Raw genomic sequence first — 15,265 nt, 5'->3', positions numbered from 1 at the left:
CGGGGTACCACGGTGGAGCCGGCCCTATCACGATTACGCCGGAATCCCGGGCGCGTCGGGCCTCGCCTGCTCGGTCGACGCAGACGTTAGAGGTCGGAGTCGTCGACGATCTCCATGGCCGCCGCCTCGGCGGGCCGCTCGTCCTCCTCGGCGTCCTCGGCGGACCGACCGCGCAGAGTCCACTCCTGCTGGAGCTCCTCACCGATGCCGAGCCTGCCGTCATCATCGTTCTCGTGATTGCGAATCCGCAGGTCATCGGGCGGATTCTCGACATTGCGCTCGTACTCGCGGATCTCGTCCGCCTGGTCGTCATCCCCCATGTCCATGTCCAACGGTTCACGATCCATACGTCCAGTATCCCCCGGCACCCCGATGGCAAACGGGACTTGACACAAAGGATTGGCCAGGGGCCACCTGCCCCGCTACGCGCAACGGCCCGGGCTATCCGCCCGGGCCGTTGCGTCTATCCGGCTTGCGAATCAAGCATTGCCGTTGAAAAGGCCGGTGACCGAGCCGTTTTCGAAGACCTCGCGGATGGTGCGGGCCAGCAGTGGCGCGATGGACAGCACGGTCAGCTGCGGGAACTTCTTGTCCTCGCTGATCGGCAGCGTGTTGGTGACCACGACTTCCTTGGCGCCACAGGCCGCGAGGCGCTCGGCGGCGGGGTGGCTCAGCACGCCGTGGGTGGCGGCGATGACCACGTCACCGGCGCCCGCCTCCTCGAGCACCTTGACCGCGCCGGCGATGGTGCCACCGGTGTCGATCATGTCGTCGATCAGGATGCAGGTGCGGCCCTCGACGTCACCGACCACGCGGTTGGCCTTGATCTGGTTGGGCACCAGCGGGTCGCGGGTCTTGTGGATGAACGCCAGCGGCGAGCCGCCGAGCGAGTCGGCCCACTTCTCCGCGACGCGCACGCGACCGGAGTCGGGGGAGACCACGGTGATGTGCTCGAGGCTGTAGTTGTTGCGCACGTACTCGGCCAGCTGCAGCTGGGCGTGCATGTGATCGACCGGGCCGTCGAAGAAGCCCTGGATCTGATCGGTGTGCAGGTCGACGGTGATGATGCGGTCCGCGCCCGCTGTCTTCAGCAGGTCGGCGACCAGGCGCGCGGAGATGGGCTCACGGCCGCGGTGCTTCTTGTCCTGACGGGCGTACGGGTAGAACGGCAGCACCGCGGTGATCCGCTTGGCCGAACCGCGCTTGAGCGCGTCGATCATGATGAGCTGTTCCATCAGCCACTGGTTCAGCGGCGCCGGGAAGCTCTGCAGCACGAAGGCATCGGACCCACGCACCGACTCCTCGAACCGAACGAAGATCTCCCCGTTGGCGAAGTCGCGCGCGGTCTGCGGCGTGACGTGGACATCGAGCTCCTTGGCGACCTGCTCGGCCAGCTCAGGATGAGCGCGCCCCGAGAAGAGCATCAGGTTCTTCTGGTTGTCGGTCCATGACGCGGTCACTACTCTTTGCCATCCTTTTGCTCGATTGCCTGACTCGACATCTCGTTGGCCGCGATGGCTTCCGCCGCCGCGTGCGCCGCAGCAGTTCCGGGACGGTACCGCTGGACCCAGTTTTCGATATTGCGCTGTGGCCCACCGGACACCGCGAGTGCCCCCGGTGGAACGCTTCTGCGCAGTACAGTACCCGCAGCCGTATAGGCGCCGTCACCCACCGTGACCGGCGCGACGAACAGGGTGTCGCTTCCGGTTCGGACATGCGAGCCGACCGTGGTGTGGTGCTTTGTCACTCCGTCGTAGTTCACGAAAACGCTCGACGCACCGATGTTGCTGTGCTCACCGATGGTGGCATCGCCGACATAGGTGAGGTGCGGCACTTTCGAATGCGCGCCGATTGTCGCGTTCTTGGTTTCGACGAACGCGCCGAGCTTGCCGGAATCGCCGACCACGGTGCCCGGCCGCAGGTAACTGAACGGGCCGATACGCGCACCGGGACCGATCATGGCCTGGTCACCGTGGGTGCGCACGACACGAGCGCCGTCGCCGACGACCACATCGGTGAGCGTGGTGTCTGGCCCGATCTCGGCGTCCTCGCCGATATCGGTGACGCCGAGCAGCTGCACACCAGGACGGATCACCGCGTCCCTGGCGATCTTCACGCCGGCATCCACCCACGTGGTCGCGGGATCCATGATGGTGACGCCGGCCCGCATATGCCGTTCCAAAATGTACCGGTTGAGCGTGCGCGCCGCATCCGACAGCTGCACCCGATCGTTGACGCCGGTGACCTTGGCCGCGTCGACGAGCCGGGCGCCGTGCACCGGGTGGCCCGCCTCGCGCGCGAGGCGCAGCACGTCGGTGAGGTACAGCTCGTGCTGCGCGTTGGCGGTGGACAGTCGGCCGATCATGGTCCGCAGCACCGCGGCGTCGAACGCGTACACACCCGAGTTGACCTCGGTGATCGCGGTCTGTTCCGGTGTGGCGTCGGCATGTTCGACGATCTCGATGACCTGACCGTCGGCATTGCGCACGATACGGCCGTAGCCGTTCGGGTCGTCCGGCACGAAGGTGAGGACGGTAACCGCGGAGCGTTCGGCGTAGCTGCGGTGCTCGTCGAGCAGCGCGGACAGCGTGTGCCCGTCCAGCAGCGGCACATCGGCGGAGGTAACGAGCAGGTCACCGGTGAAATCGGCGGGCACCGCCTGCAGTGCGCATTGCACCGCGTGCCCGGTGCCGAGCTGTTCTTCCTGAATGGCCGAGACGATCTCGCGGCCCAGATCGGTGGCGACGGCGCCGACCGCGGCGCCTACTTGTTCGCGGTCGTGTCCAACCACGGCTATGAGGAACGCGGGCTCGATCTCGTCAGCCGCATGCAGCGCGTGCGCGAGCATGCTTCGACCGGCCAGCAAATGCAGGACTTTGGGGGTCTTCGACCGCATCCGTGTCCCGGCACCGGCTGCGAGAACGACGACGGCGGTCTGCTGTGGCATGGATCTCCCTCGGCTGCCTGTCATCGTGCTGGCCATCGCGTGCGGGGCCAAGGATAGGCCATCGTGCCGGTAAGCTCCGCCGCCAGGACTCGAACCTGAACTATCTGAACCAAAATCAGAGGTGCTGCCATTACACTACGGCGGATTATCACACCGGCGGATCGGTAAACCCGCCGCTGCGCCTAGGCACGGGAAAGATCCTTGCACACTAGTCCGCCTCCCCGCGAATGCTGCCCCGTCTCTGGCGCGTATTCGGGCCGGACTCGGTCGCGGCGCGAGGGACGTTGGCGGCCGGCGGGGAGGGGCGCGACGAGCTAGCTCGCCCCAGGAGTTACCCATGTTCATCGGCTGTTGAGTTGACGAAACGGGGGCGACGGGGAACGTGAGCGAGCTGTCTGGAACAGTTGATACACATGGTCGTGCGCGAGGGAGGCGGAGGAGCAGCGATGTCTTCGGGTGAGCCGCACAAGGTGCCCCGGCCTCGGATGACGGGCACGCAGCGGCGGCAACAGTTGATCGAGATCGGTCGCGCGCTGTTCGCCGAACGAGGCTACGACGCGACATCGATCGAGGAGATCGCGCAGCGAGCCCAGGTCTCCAAACCCGTGGTGTACGAACACTTCGGCGGCAAGGAAGGGCTCTACGCGGTCGTGGTGGACCGGGAGATGTCGATGCTGCTCGACATGATCACCTCCTCGCTCACCCAGAACCGATCGCGGATCCGGCTCGAGCAGGTCGCGCTCGCGCTGTTGACCTACATCGAGGAGCGGACCGACGGCTTCCGAATCCTGGTGCGCGATCAGCCGGCGGCCACCGCCGACGGACGCTTCTCCAGCCTGCTGAACGAGGCGGTCAATCAGGTATCCCACATCCTCGCGGGGGATTTCGAGCGCAGGGACTTCGATACGAGCCTCGCGCCGATGTACGCGCAGGCATTGGTCGGGATGGTGTCCACCGCGGCGACCTGGTGGCTGGATGAACGCCAACCCTCGAAAGAGGTTGTCGCAGCACATCTGGTGAACCTCTGCTGGAATGGACTCAGTAACCTCGAGGCCGATCCGCAACTGAGTTCGGAATGGCGCACCAACACGGGTGCCTGACCGGCTCGGAGAACCGAGTGTCGTTGGGCGTGGCACCGGTTGGTAACCAGCAAATTGCGACGGAGGTCCGATCGAATGCTCGAATTGACTGGCGGGCGCCCACCTGGTGGTACGGTTCACCCATCCTCTTGGTGCTGTTCGGACGGTAAGTCGGTCTTGTTCGTGATGTCGGTCTACTTCAGGATGGCTGGTTTTAGGGATGACAGGCGGATCTGATGGCTAGGCAAGCGCGTGCGGAGATTACCCGCGATTCCGTCCTTGCGGGCGCTGCCGATGTCTTTCTGCGCTTGGGATATGCGAACGCGAGCCTGAGCGAGATCATCGCGCAGTCGAACGTGACCAAGGGCGCCTTGTACTTTCACTTCGGCTCGAAGGAAGAACTCGCGCGTGCCGTCGTCGATCAGGGCAACGAGCGGCTGGTCAGCTCGTGCCAGGGTTTCTTCGATCCCCGAGTGCCCGCGCTGGAGGCATGCATCGGGATCACCTATGTGGTGGCGGATCTGTCGATGAACGATCCGATGGTCGGCGCGATGCTCAAGTTGAACCACCAGATCGGCGACTACCGCGGCGCCCAGGGTGACAACATCGCCAAGACCTGGGGCGACACCTACCGCGTGCTCTCTGAACGTGCCGTCGCCCAAGGCGATCTGGAGCCGGAGCTCGATCCCGAGGTGATCGGGGTGCTGCTGCAGGAGCTGACCGCGGGTGTGCACATCATCGCGGTCGGCACCGATTCGATCGATCAGATGGCCTCGCGCATGGAGCGCATGTGGTTCTTCCTGCTGCCCTCGATCGTGCCGCAGGAGAAGCTGTCGTACTTCCGCGAGTTCGCCGCGCGTCGGTTGCGCCGCTACGTGCCGTAGTTCCTGTCCTCGGTGGTGGCGGTTCGGTCTGTCGGTGGTGATGATTAGACTCGGTTGGCCGTTTGAAAAGCCCGCCTGAGCTCAGGAGTCCGCATGTCCACCGATCGTCCACCATTGGCGGGACTGGCCGCGGTGGCCGGTGCCGACGCCGCGCTGCGGACCGTCGCCGACCTGGTCGGGAAATCGCCGGTCGAGCTGGTCGCGCCGTCCGCGGTGCGGCCGTTCGTGGCGGCGACGATCGCCGGGCGCAAGCCGCTGGTGGTGGTGACCGCGACCGGGCGGGAGGCCGACGATCTGACCGTCGAGCTCGAGGAGATGCTCGGCGCGGCCGTCGCGCAGTTCCCGTCCTGGGAGACGCTGCCGCATGAGCGGTTGTCGCCGGGCGCGGACACCGTCGGGCGCAGGCTCTCGGTGCTGCGACGGCTGGCGCATCCGGAAGACCCGACCTTCCCGGAGCCGCTGCGGGTCGTGGTGACCACCGTGCGCTCGCTGATGCAGCCGATGGCGGCCGGGCTCGGCGATATCGAGCCGGTCGTGCTGCGTGTGGGCGCCGAACTCGATTTCGACGGATTGCTCACGCGCCTGGTCGAATTCGCGTACACCCGTGTCGATATGGTCGGCAAGCGCGGCGAGTTCGCGGTGCGTGGCGGCATTCTCGACCTCTTCCCGCCCACCGCCGATCATCCGGTGCGGGTGGAGTTCTGGGGCGACGAGGTGGCCGAGCTGCGGCCGTTCGCGGTCGCCGACCAACGCTCGCTGCTGGACGTCGCGGTGGACGTGGTCGTCGCGCCGCCGTGTCGCGAACTGCTGCTGACCGAGGCCGTGCGCGATCGCGCCGCCGAGGTCGCCGTCGACAACGCCGCCGATGCCGCGCTGGTCGAGATGCTGGAGAAGCTGGCCCAGGGCATTCCAGTGGACGGTATGGAGGCGCTGCTTCCGGTGCTGGAGCCCGGCCGATTGCGGCTGCTCACCGAGGTGCTGCCCGATGGAACCCATCTGCTGCTGTGCGATCCGGAGAAGATCCGCACCCGGGCGGCCGATCTGGTGCGCACCGGCGAGGAATTCCTGGAGGCATCCTGGACCGCGGCCTCATTCGGCGGCGACGCGCCGCTCGGTGCGCACGGGATCGATCTCGCGGCGTCGGGCTACCGCGCGCTGCCGGAGATCCACGACAGCGCCAACGAGCACGGCCTGCCCTGGTGGAGTCTGAGCCCGCTGACCTCCGGCGATCCTGCCGAGGTGGTGCTTCCGGTGCTGGCCGGACCCGCGGCCCGCGGCTCGGACGAGCTGGTCGCGACGATCTTCGCGTCGCTGCGTGCGCACGTGGCGACCGGTGGCCTCGCGGTGGTGGTCGTCGCCGGTCACGGCACGGCGCAGCGCATTCTGGAGCGGCTCGCCGACGCCGACGTGCCCGCCGCGGCATTGGAATCCGGTGCGGAGCCGACCGCGGGCGTGGTCGGAGTGCTCTGCGGTTCGCTGCACGACGGGTTGGTGTTCGACGACGCAGGACTCGTCGCGGTGGCCGAATCCGATCTCACCGGCAACCGGGTCACCGCGCCCGGCGAGGGCAAGCGGCTGCCCGCCAAGCGGCGCAATCAGGTCGACCCGCTGGCCTTGAACGCGGGCGACATGGTGGTGCACGACCAGCACGGCATCGGCCGGTTCGTGGAAATGATCGAGCGCACCGTCGGCGGGGCGCGCCGGGAGTACCTGGTCATCGAATACGCGCCGGGCAAACGTGGGCAGCCGGGCGACCGGCTGTTCGTGCCGATGGAATCCCTCGACCAGCTGTCGCGCTACGTCGGCGGCGAGATGCCGAGCCTGTCCAAGCTCGGCGGGTCCGACTGGGCGAATACCAAACGCAAGGCGCGCAAGGCCGTTCGCGAGATCGCGGGCGAGCTGGTGCAGCTGTACGCGGCGCGGCAGGCGGCGCCGGGGCATGCGTTCGCGCCCGACTCCCCGTGGCAGAAGGAGATGGAGGACGCGTTCGCGTTCACCGAGACGGTCGATCAGATGACCGCCATCTCCGATGTGAAGTCCGATATGGAGAAGCCGGTCCCGATGGATCGGGTGGTGTGTGGCGACGTCGGTTACGGCAAGACCGAGATCGCCGTGCGCGCCGCGTTCAAGGCGGTGCAGGACGGTAAGCAGGTCGCGGTCCTGGTGCCGACAACGCTTCTCGCGCAACAACATCTGCAGACCTTCGCCGAACGCGTCGCCGGATTCCCGGTCACCGTGAAGGGTCTGTCGCGCTTCACCGACCCGGCCGAGTCCCGCGCGGTGCTCGACGGCCTGGTGGACGGCGGCGTCGACATCGTGGTCGGCACGCACCGTTTGCTGCAAACCGGCGTGCGCTGGAAGGATCTCGGCTTGGTGGTGGTCGACGAGGAGCAGCGTTTCGGCGTCGAGCACAAGGAACACATCAAGGCGCTGCGCACCCACGTCGACGTGCTGACCATGTCCGCCACCCCGATTCCGCGCACGCTGGAGATGAGCCTGGCGGGCATCCGTGAGATGTCGACCATCCTCACCCCGCCGGAGGAGCGTCACCCGGTGCTCACCTACGTGGGCGCCTACAACGACAAGCAGGTCACCGCCGCGATCCGGCGCGAGCTGCTGCGCGACGGCCAAATCTTCTACGTGCACAACCGGGTGTCGTCGATCGACAAGGCCGCCAAGCGGATTCGCGATCTGGTCCCGGAGGCGCGGGTGGCGATCGCGCACGGCCAGATGAACGAAGACGCGCTGGAGAGCACCGTGCAGGGCTTCTGGGAGCGCGAATTCGACGTGTTGGTCTGCACCACGATCATCGAGACCGGCCTCGACATTTCCAACGCCAACACGTTGATTGTGGAACGCGCGGACGCCCTCGGCCTTTCGCAGCTGCACCAACTGCGCGGACGGGTCGGCCGCAGCCGGGAACGCGGCTACGCCTACTTCCTGTACCCGCTGGAGAAGCCGCTCACCGAGACCGCCTACGACCGGCTCGCCACCATCGCACAGAACTCCGACCTCGGCGCGGGCATGGCGGTGGCCATGAAAGACCTCGAAATCCGTGGCGCCGGAAACGTGCTCGGCGCGGAGCAGTCTGGCCACGTGGCGGGCGTCGGGTTCGATTTGTATGTGCGCCTGGTCGGTGAAGCGGTCGAGGCATACCGTGCCGCCGCGGACGGCAAGCCGATCACCACCGAGGAGATCAAGGAGGTCCGCATCGACCTCCCCGTCGACGCGCACATTCCACCCGACTACATCGCCAGCGACCGGCTCCGCCTGGAGGCATACCGCAAACTCGCTGCGGCCCAGGATGATCCGGCTCTGGCGCAAGTGGTCGAGGAACTCGTCGATCGCTACGGCCCGCTCCCCGTTGAGGTCGGCCGCCTGGTCTCGGTGGCCAAGCTGCGGCTGCTGGCTCGGGAATACAGCGTCACCGAAATCGCCGTCACTGGAACCACATTGAAGGTTTCGCCGCTGAGCCTGCCCGATTCCAAGCAGATGCGCCTCAAGCGCCTGTATCCGAGCGCGGGGTACCGGGCAGCCAGTGGCGTGGTCCAGCTGCCACTGCCTCGGGTGGAGGACAGTGTTGGCGCTCAGCGGGTTCGTGACATGGTGCTGCTCCAGTTCGTCGCCGACCTGCTCCTCGCGCTGGACGGGAAGGCCCAGGGCGCAGTCGATCTCACCGTCGCCACCGAGGTCTCGGCGGCGCGATGAACTCGTCGGACCACGTCGATTCGACCAACGGCAGTGCGGTTATCGACACCGCCAGGCTGGCTGAGGGATTGGCGGAGGCCGTCGAGGTGATGGACCGCCTGTGGGACTTCGGCGGCTGGGAAGTCACTCAGACCCACGACTCGTTGCGCCCCTACCTGCTCGAGGAAACCTACGAACTCCTCGACGCCATCCAGCACAACGACGCCGAAACCATCAAGGAAGAGCTCGGCGACCTGCTGTTACAGGTCCTCTTCCATTCCCGAATCGCCGAGGCGGCAGGGGAGTTCACCGTCGACGACGTCGCGGCGGCACTGGTTGCCAAGCTCGTCAACCGCAGCCCGCATCTGGTCGATGCGCCCATCGACCCAGACGCCACCGTGGCCGAGAAGATCGCTGCCCAGGAAAAAGCCTGGGAGGAACGCAAATCCACAGAGAAGTCCCGCCGCTCCTGCCTCGACGGCATCGCCATGGCCCAGCCCGCCCTGGCACTGGCTGAGAAGATTCGCGTGCGCAGTGCCAAGGCTGGCCTCCCGGACGATCTCGTCGCGGACGCACTACGCATTGTCCATCTCGGTGGTCCCGACAGCGCTGAAGAACGCCTCCGCAAAGCGGCTCTGGCCTTTGCCGCCGCGATCAGTGCCGCCGAGGATGCCGCCGAAGCGGAGCGTGGCGAGCGCGCGCCGCTGACCGCCGCCGACTGGTACAGGTATTGGCCCGCTGGGCAATAGCCCGCGCGTTCGCTCTGTGAGCGGTACGGCTCCTCGCGATCACCGCGTCCATGTGCCGTTCGTGAGCTTTTCTGGTCGCTGATCCGGTGACTCGCGCTGCCGGGCCGCGTGGCCGATCTGGTTCTCTCCGACGCGGGATTCGGCGCTGGAAACGGCTGCCGATGTAGAGCCGGCGTGGCGGATCATCGGTGTCTGGCGAACCGATTTTCGCCCGTCGTTTCGACTCTGCGATCTGCGGCAAGTATGCAGGTAGTAAGCATTTATCTGATAGCTGATGAGTGGGATTTGTTGGGCGATAACGCGATCGCTTGAGTCTAGTTATTGTTTCGTTATCTCTATTCGGTGTGTTGGTACGGCTGGTTTGCCGAATTTGCTGGATGATTTGATATCGGATCCGCTGGACTTTCAATGCATGTGTTTCGAAATCCTTTCGAGGCCTTGATGAGTCCCATTTTCGGCCATCTGGGCCCCGATACGAGAATCGGAGGACCGCGTCATGGCATCTGTTCATCGAAAACCTTGGCAGGCGGCAACGGGCTGGACTGTCACAGCCGCCGCAGGAGTTGTCTATCTGTTGTGCACCGCCGCACCCGCGGCAGCCCAACCGGTTTCGGTTCCGGGAATGGGAATGGTCGAGGTACCGAATGATCTCCCGATCCCCGCTGGTCTTGCCGGAATCGAGTTGCCGACTCCCGCCGGCGTTTCCGCGGCCGTGCGGCCGATCCCTGCTCGGCTGACCGACTTCGAGTCGCCGACTTCCACGGACGGTCCCGAAGCGGTACGTCCGATCCCTGCCGGGCCGCTCAGATTCGAGTTCGCGCCTCCCACCGGCGTTCCGGGAATCGAACTCCCGAGCCTGGCTACCCTGCTCGGATTCGAGTTCCAAAGTCCCCCAGGCATTCCGGGAGTCGACCGTCCGCTACGTGACACCCTCGACAATACCTCAACCACCGGCACGAGTCGGGGCGGCGAAGACCACCGGTGAAGTCGCCGTCGATGCCGTGCGCTCCAAGCTCGGCTCGCGGTGCAGCAGCGGTGGAACGGGCCCGGACGCCTTCGATTGTTCCGGTCTGGTGCAGTGGTCCTACGGCCACTCCGGCCGCTACGCGGGCGATGGCATGATCATCCATGCCTCGACCTATGGCGGCGGTGTGGAACTCGCACCGGTTTCGTCGATGCCGGTCGCGGGAGCGCGTCGCTTCTGATCGCCGGGCCAAGCGATCCTGGCCGACGAGTGGCGCCCCGGCGTGCGGTTTTCCGGGATTCGCCGCAACCGGGTGCCACTCGTCGGTGGCGCTGGAACTGTCGGCCGACATGCGGTTGTCACACTCTCGGATCGGGCTCCGTCTTCTGGGTGTACGTCCACCAGAACTCGATGAGGAGCTTTTCCGATGTCTACCGCTTACGTTGTCGTCACTGTCCTGGCCGCCGCTTGGGTCGGCTTTTCCGCGGGCTCGATCTTCTTCCGTGCTTCGTGGGTGGTGGAACCCTTGGCCGAGTACGGCGTTCCGCAGTCGTGGTGGAACTGGCTGGGTGTGGCCAAGGCCGCGGGTGCGATCGGGCTGATTGTCGGTCTGTTCGTGCCGGTGATCGGCGTGTTGGCGACGATCGGTGTGGTGCTGTACTTCGCCGGGGCCATCGTCACCATCATCCGGGCGCGTTCCTACGCGCACATCCCGTTCCCCCTGCTGTACATGATCCCGGTGATCGTGGCCGCTGGGCTGGGTGCCGCCGCCTGAGTACCGACGCGCACCGGTGGCGGTAACGTGCTCGACTCCGCCCGCGCCATCGCCGACGACCTCGACCTGCCGATGATCAGCTGCGCCACCACTGCTTCAGCGATGCGCGGCGCCGCGCGCTTTCGGTGATCTATCCCGACACAGGCGAATTCGAGGCGTATCAGTTGGTGCGCCGCAACCCGGCGCCGGTGCTGGTCGTCACCTCGCAATACGCGCGGCGGCGCGTCGACCCGTGGTGCCCCCGCACCCGGCCGAACTCTGTTATTGCACAATGCTTTCCGATGGGCTCCCAGGCTCAGGCCGCCGTCCGCAACCACACCGTCACCCCGCACTGGAGCGCATCGTCGAAGCCAACACCCTCCTGTCCGGTCTCGGCTTCGAATCCTCCGGTCTCGCCGCCGCCCACGCGATTCACGACGGCCTCACCGCCGCCCGGGGAATGCGACCGTACTTGCACGGTGAAAGGTCGAGTTCGACGTCCTCACCCAGCTCGTCCTGGAAGGCGCAGCGTCCAGCGAGATCACCACCGTCCTCGACTTCTGCACCGAAGTAGGTTCCCCACCACACTCGCCGCCCTCGGCCTGCCCGATGCCGACCCGGAAACCCTGTCCGCCATCGCTACTTGCGCCACCGCCGCAGGTGAAACCATCCAACAACGAACCCCCTTCGTCGTCGATGCCACGATGGTCCTGGATGCGCTGCGCACCGCGGATGCCCCGGGGGCGAACTGAACCGAGTCCCGCCGCGGTCCGCAACTGCTCTGACAGTCGATGCAAGGGCGACTTCGGCACGGCGGTGACTACTCTCACATCCCGATTTCGACGACGAATCAGAGGCGTCGTCGGCGTAGCGTCACTCGCCGGTCAGCGCACCGCCGATGCTTTCGGCGGGGTCGAGCACGCCCAATCGGTGAAATCTTGACACCGAACCCACACCTCCCCGCAAGCATATCGTCACCGTACGTCGGGAATCCCGTTGGTACGCCTTCGCTATCCTGGCGTTGGAAACCGAAAGCCAATGGCGGGCAAACCGCCGGGGAGGACGCTCGGTCCGGTGCCCATCAGCAGAGTCGCGGAGCACCCGCGACCGAATCATGTGTTGTTCCATTTCAGCGACACCCATCTGGTCGCCGGTGACGGCGAACTCTATGGCGCTGTCGACGCGGAACGCCGGCTACGTCAGCTGCTCGACCAGGCCGCGGCCAGCAAAATCCGGCCGACCGCGATCGTGTTCACCGGTGACCTCACCGACAAGGGTGAGCCCGCCGCCTACGACAAATTGCGCGCGCTGGTGGAGCCGTTCGCGCGCCGCCTGCACACACCCATCGTCTGGGTGACCGGCAACCACGACGATCGAGGCGCGCTGCGCCGCCGGTTGCTCGGTGAGCGCGGATCGACCGCGCCACTGGACCGGGTGCACATGATCGACGGCCTGCGCATCATCGCCCTGGACACCTCGGTGCCCGGCCACCACTACGGCGAGATCACCGACGCCCAGCTGGATTGGCTGCGGTCGGTGTTGGCCGAGCCCGCCCCGTTCGGCACCATCTTGGCGATGCATCACCCGCCGGTCCCGTGCGTGGTCGATCTTGCGGTCACCGTGGAGTTGCGCGATCAGCGCAGGCTCGCTGACGTGCTGGATGGCAGCGACGTTCGCGCCATCCTGGCCGGGCACCTGCACTTCTCCACGAGCGCGACCTTCGCGGGCATCCCGGTGTCGGTGGCCTCGGCGACCTGCTACAGCCAGGATCTCGGCGTCGCCGAGGGCGGGTTGCGCGGCAGGGACGGCGCGCAGGCCTTCAACTACGTGCACATCTACCCCGACACGGTGGTCCACTCGGTGGTCCCGATCGATCGCGGATCGACCGTCGGCACGCCGTCTACGCCCGAGGAGGCCGCGCGCACGCTGGCCGACGAGGGCATCGTGATCCCGCCCGCCGCCCGCATCCCGCGGGTTATGCGGCGCCGGGCGCAGACTCCGGAATCTGACGACGAGGCAGTGCACTGACCCGCTCCCACGGCGCCCGGTCGGGGAAGTAGCCGACCAGGAATTTCGAGACCGCGCACACCCGTTCGGCCTCGGTGATCTCGGGAAAGCTCCCGTCGTTGAGGCAGAAGAAGTCGACGTCGCGGCGCGCGGCGAGCCCGTCGAGCAGCGCGAGTCCGGTCCGGCTCGTGGTATCGACGTATCGCATCCGGGCCGACTCCTGCGGCACGGCGCGGCCGGAGAGCAGGGCGTAGTAGTGATACAGCGAATTGGTCACCGAAATGTCGGTGGCCGAACGGAATCGGCTGGTGCGGGTGCGCGCGAAGTCGTCGGCGAACTCGGCCTCCATCTCTAATAATACGCTGCGGCGCAACGGAACCGGCGTGTGCTCGAGATGCCGGGTGATGACATGACCGAACTGCGTGGCGAGCAGCTCCCGGTTCACCCGTGCCGCATTCTCGAAACCGCTGCGGCGCTCGTTGTTTCGGCCCGGCCCGATCCTGGTGCCGGCCTCGATGAACCGGCTCACCCCGGCCGGGGTGAAGAACATCGACGGACGCACCGGGCGGGCGAAGAACATGTCGTCGTTGGAGTACAGGAAGTGCTCGCTGAGCCCCTCGATGTGCTGCAACTGGCACTCCACCGCATGCGAATTGAAGGTCGGCAGTCCGCTGGTGTCGCTGAAATGCTCGACCGCCCGCACCACCGTGACCTTCGGGTGTGCGCTCAGCCATTCCGGCACCGCGGAATCGGTGGCGATGAAGATGCGGCGGATCCACGGCGCGTTCTTATATACCGACCGCAGTGCGTATTTCAGCTCGTCGATCTGCCGGATCCGCGCGTCGGCGTCGTCACCCTCGCCGACCACGACCTGCGCGAGCATTCCCGCGCGGCGGGCACGGAACTCCGGATCGGACCCGTCCACCCAGGAGTACACAATGTCGATGTCGAAGCTGACATCGGTCGGCTGCGGCGCGAACATATCCGTCAGCGTCGGCCAGCTGCGCTCGAACAGCCGCACCGCGGTCTGCTCGACATCGGCGAGGTCGAAAACCATGCGCGTCAAGGCATTCGGCCGCGGGCATTCGACGGTGTCGCCGTGGTACTGCCACAGTTCGAGGTCCACGTGATGCGCCGGGTCGGCGTCGCGGCCGAGCCGTAATACGTTGTGCTGCACGTCCGTACACGCGAAACCCGCGGCGATCGCGGTCGCCGTCACGCGCTGCACCATCGTTCGGTGCGCCGCGTCGGCGGCGAGTACGAGCCGATGCCCGCAGTCACGCACCAGCAGGAACGGCACCTCCGCCGCCGCCAGTTCCGCCCGCAGATATCCGAGGTCGTCGATGAGCGCCGTCGACACCAGCAGATTCCCGGCCGTCGGCCGGATCACCATCTCCACAGCCCCCTGATACTCCATATCCACCATTTCCGTCTCCACATCTCTGTCCGCAGATCGATAGGTCCACATCCGCTGCGCGCCGGGACTTCAGGTATGCCGCATCGGGCCGGGCGACTCACCCGAGCGGAGTCCTGCCGACGTGGTTACGTCGACCGGGACACCGCGTCCGACGCGGCCGCAGTCAGAAATTGGGGACGGTGCCGTAGCGAAGCAACGTATTGACGGGCCGATATCCAGACGATCGGTAAACCATTCGTTCTCACCTCACTTACAGCGGGACGCCATCGCGTCGCGGGGGAGTGCTGTGGCGTGCGCTCGGTGTGTCGACCGAGCGTGAACGGGACGCAGCACGCTTGGCCGGACAATCATCGGCCGGCGAAGAAACAGGAAGAAGCCCAGATGAACAGGGCGTTGCTAGAAAATGATGCATCGGCGACGACGTGCCGTCAATCCGGACGCACTGCCTGTCCATGCCATTACGCCGCCTCTGGCAGGTAAACGGCCAGTTTTTCAGTGAGGATAGCCTCACCATATTATCTCGAGAGGGGCGATACCGGTGTGCGTCGTCATTCTGTTCGGATCTGAGATGGCACGGCGGAGGCTGCCGCCGACAGCATCGCGGACGTGCTCGCCGCCAACCACGACGCTTCGGTGTACGACATGTTCGACTTCGATCGAGGATCTCGATGTGCGCGACTTCCGAGACAGTGGCTCCGCCTGTTGACGGACTCCCATCTTGCTGCGCCTGATCTTCAGCTGAGAGCAGTTCGGACAAAGGTCGCAGCGCCAGCGGAC

At 66.2% G+C, this 15,265-nt stretch carries 11 protein-coding genes and 1 tRNA gene; 7 read left to right on the top strand and 5 right to left on the bottom strand.

Features of this window, described 5'->3' with window-relative positions; all coding sequences use genetic code 11:
- Nucleotides 1-86: 86 nt before the first annotated feature.
- The 4 genes from ACV7NQ_RS11480 to ACV7NQ_RS11465 form a co-directional block, all read right to left on the bottom strand.
- Nucleotides 87-347 (bottom strand): hypothetical protein, encoded by a 261-nt coding sequence (locus ACV7NQ_RS11480; RefSeq protein ID WP_463359618.1) that lies wholly within the window; start codon nucleotides 345-347, stop codon nucleotides 87-89.
- 132 nt (nucleotides 348-479) lie between these two features.
- The gene (locus ACV7NQ_RS11475; protein ID WP_463359617.1) at nucleotides 480-1,460 is read right to left on the bottom strand and encodes a ribose-phosphate diphosphokinase; all 981 of its coding nucleotides are present in this window, start codon (nucleotides 1,458-1,460) and stop codon (nucleotides 480-482) included.
- Nucleotides 1,460-2,947, bottom strand: coding sequence for a bifunctional UDP-N-acetylglucosamine diphosphorylase/glucosamine-1-phosphate N-acetyltransferase GlmU (gene glmU / locus ACV7NQ_RS11470; RefSeq protein WP_463359616.1), 1,488 nt, complete (start codon nucleotides 2,945-2,947; stop codon nucleotides 1,460-1,462). The genes ACV7NQ_RS11475 and glmU overlap by 1 nt, the downstream gene beginning before the upstream one ends.
- 74 nt (nucleotides 2,948-3,021) lie before the next feature.
- Nucleotides 3,022-3,092, bottom strand: a tRNA-Gln gene (locus ACV7NQ_RS11465).
- Nucleotides 3,093-3,393: 301 nt separating this feature from the next.
- On the opposite strand from ACV7NQ_RS11465, the gene ACV7NQ_RS11460 reads away from it, so the two are divergent.
- From ACV7NQ_RS11460 to ACV7NQ_RS11430, 7 genes are all read left to right on the top strand, one after another.
- Nucleotides 3,394-4,047: a TetR/AcrR family transcriptional regulator gene (locus ACV7NQ_RS11460; protein WP_463359615.1), complete on the top strand. Its 654-nt coding sequence runs from the start codon at nucleotides 3,394-3,396 to the stop codon at nucleotides 4,045-4,047.
- 215 nt (nucleotides 4,048-4,262) lie between these two features.
- Nucleotides 4,263-4,910 (top strand): TetR family transcriptional regulator, encoded by a 648-nt coding sequence (locus ACV7NQ_RS11455; protein ID WP_463359614.1) that lies wholly within the window; start codon nucleotides 4,263-4,265, stop codon nucleotides 4,908-4,910.
- A gap of 93 nt (nucleotides 4,911-5,003) precedes the next feature.
- Nucleotides 5,004-8,618, top strand: coding sequence for a transcription-repair coupling factor (mfd, locus tag ACV7NQ_RS11450; RefSeq protein ID WP_463359613.1), 3,615 nt, complete (start codon nucleotides 5,004-5,006; stop codon nucleotides 8,616-8,618).
- Nucleotides 8,615-9,346 (top strand): nucleoside triphosphate pyrophosphohydrolase, encoded by a 732-nt coding sequence (locus tag ACV7NQ_RS11445; RefSeq protein WP_463359612.1) that lies wholly within the window; start codon nucleotides 8,615-8,617, stop codon nucleotides 9,344-9,346. The genes mfd and ACV7NQ_RS11445 overlap by 4 nt, the downstream gene beginning before the upstream one ends.
- 923 nt (nucleotides 9,347-10,269) lie before the next feature.
- Nucleotides 10,270-10,551: an NlpC/P60 family protein gene (locus tag ACV7NQ_RS11440; protein WP_463359611.1), complete on the top strand. Its 282-nt coding sequence runs from the start codon at nucleotides 10,270-10,272 to the stop codon at nucleotides 10,549-10,551.
- 186 nt (nucleotides 10,552-10,737) lie between these two features.
- Nucleotides 10,738-11,085, top strand: coding sequence for a DoxX family protein (locus ACV7NQ_RS11435; protein ID WP_463359610.1), 348 nt, complete (start codon nucleotides 10,738-10,740; stop codon nucleotides 11,083-11,085).
- Between the two features lie 1,017 nt (nucleotides 11,086-12,102).
- Complete coding sequence (locus ACV7NQ_RS11430) at nucleotides 12,103-13,092, top strand: phosphodiesterase (RefSeq protein ID WP_463359609.1); 990 nt, start codon at nucleotides 12,103-12,105, stop codon at nucleotides 13,090-13,092.
- Here ACV7NQ_RS11430 and ACV7NQ_RS11425 read toward each other — a convergent pair.
- Entirely contained in the window at nucleotides 13,040-14,464 is a 1,425-nt protein-coding gene (locus tag ACV7NQ_RS11425) for a stealth family protein (protein WP_463365626.1), read from the bottom strand. The genes ACV7NQ_RS11430 and ACV7NQ_RS11425 overlap by 53 nt on opposite strands.
- Between the last annotated feature and the right edge of the window lie 801 nt (nucleotides 14,465-15,265).

This window comes from Nocardia sp. Tas62D01 (assembly GCF_055232035.1).
The sequence above is the reverse complement of the archived record's forward strand: the minus strand, read 5'-3'. Positions and strand labels throughout refer to the sequence as shown.

Bases quoted from the DNA above. Each gene is read 5' to 3' on its own strand.
- ACV7NQ_RS11480 (WP_463359618.1), bottom strand. From the start codon at position 347: ATGGATCGTGAACCGTTGGACATGGACATGGGGGATGACGACCAGGCG.
- ACV7NQ_RS11445 (WP_463359612.1), top strand. From the start codon at position 8,615: ATGAACTCGTCGGACCACGTCGATTCGACCAACGGCAGTGCGGTTATC.
- ACV7NQ_RS11425 (WP_463365626.1), bottom strand. From the start codon at position 14,464: ATGGTGATCCGGCCGACGGCCGGGAATCTGCTGGTGTCGACGGCGCTC.
- mfd (WP_463359613.1), top strand. From the start codon at position 5,004: ATGTCCACCGATCGTCCACCATTGGCGGGACTGGCCGCGGTGGCCGGT.
- ACV7NQ_RS11455 (WP_463359614.1), top strand. From the start codon at position 4,263: ATGGCTAGGCAAGCGCGTGCGGAGATTACCCGCGATTCCGTCCTTGCG.
- glmU (WP_463359616.1), bottom strand. From the start codon at position 2,947: ATGCCACAGCAGACCGCCGTCGTCGTTCTCGCAGCCGGTGCCGGGACA.
- ACV7NQ_RS11430 (WP_463359609.1), top strand. From the start codon at position 12,103: ATGGCGGGCAAACCGCCGGGGAGGACGCTCGGTCCGGTGCCCATCAGC.
- ACV7NQ_RS11460 (WP_463359615.1), top strand. From the start codon at position 3,394: ATGTCTTCGGGTGAGCCGCACAAGGTGCCCCGGCCTCGGATGACGGGC.
- ACV7NQ_RS11435 (WP_463359610.1), top strand. From the start codon at position 10,738: ATGTCTACCGCTTACGTTGTCGTCACTGTCCTGGCCGCCGCTTGGGTC.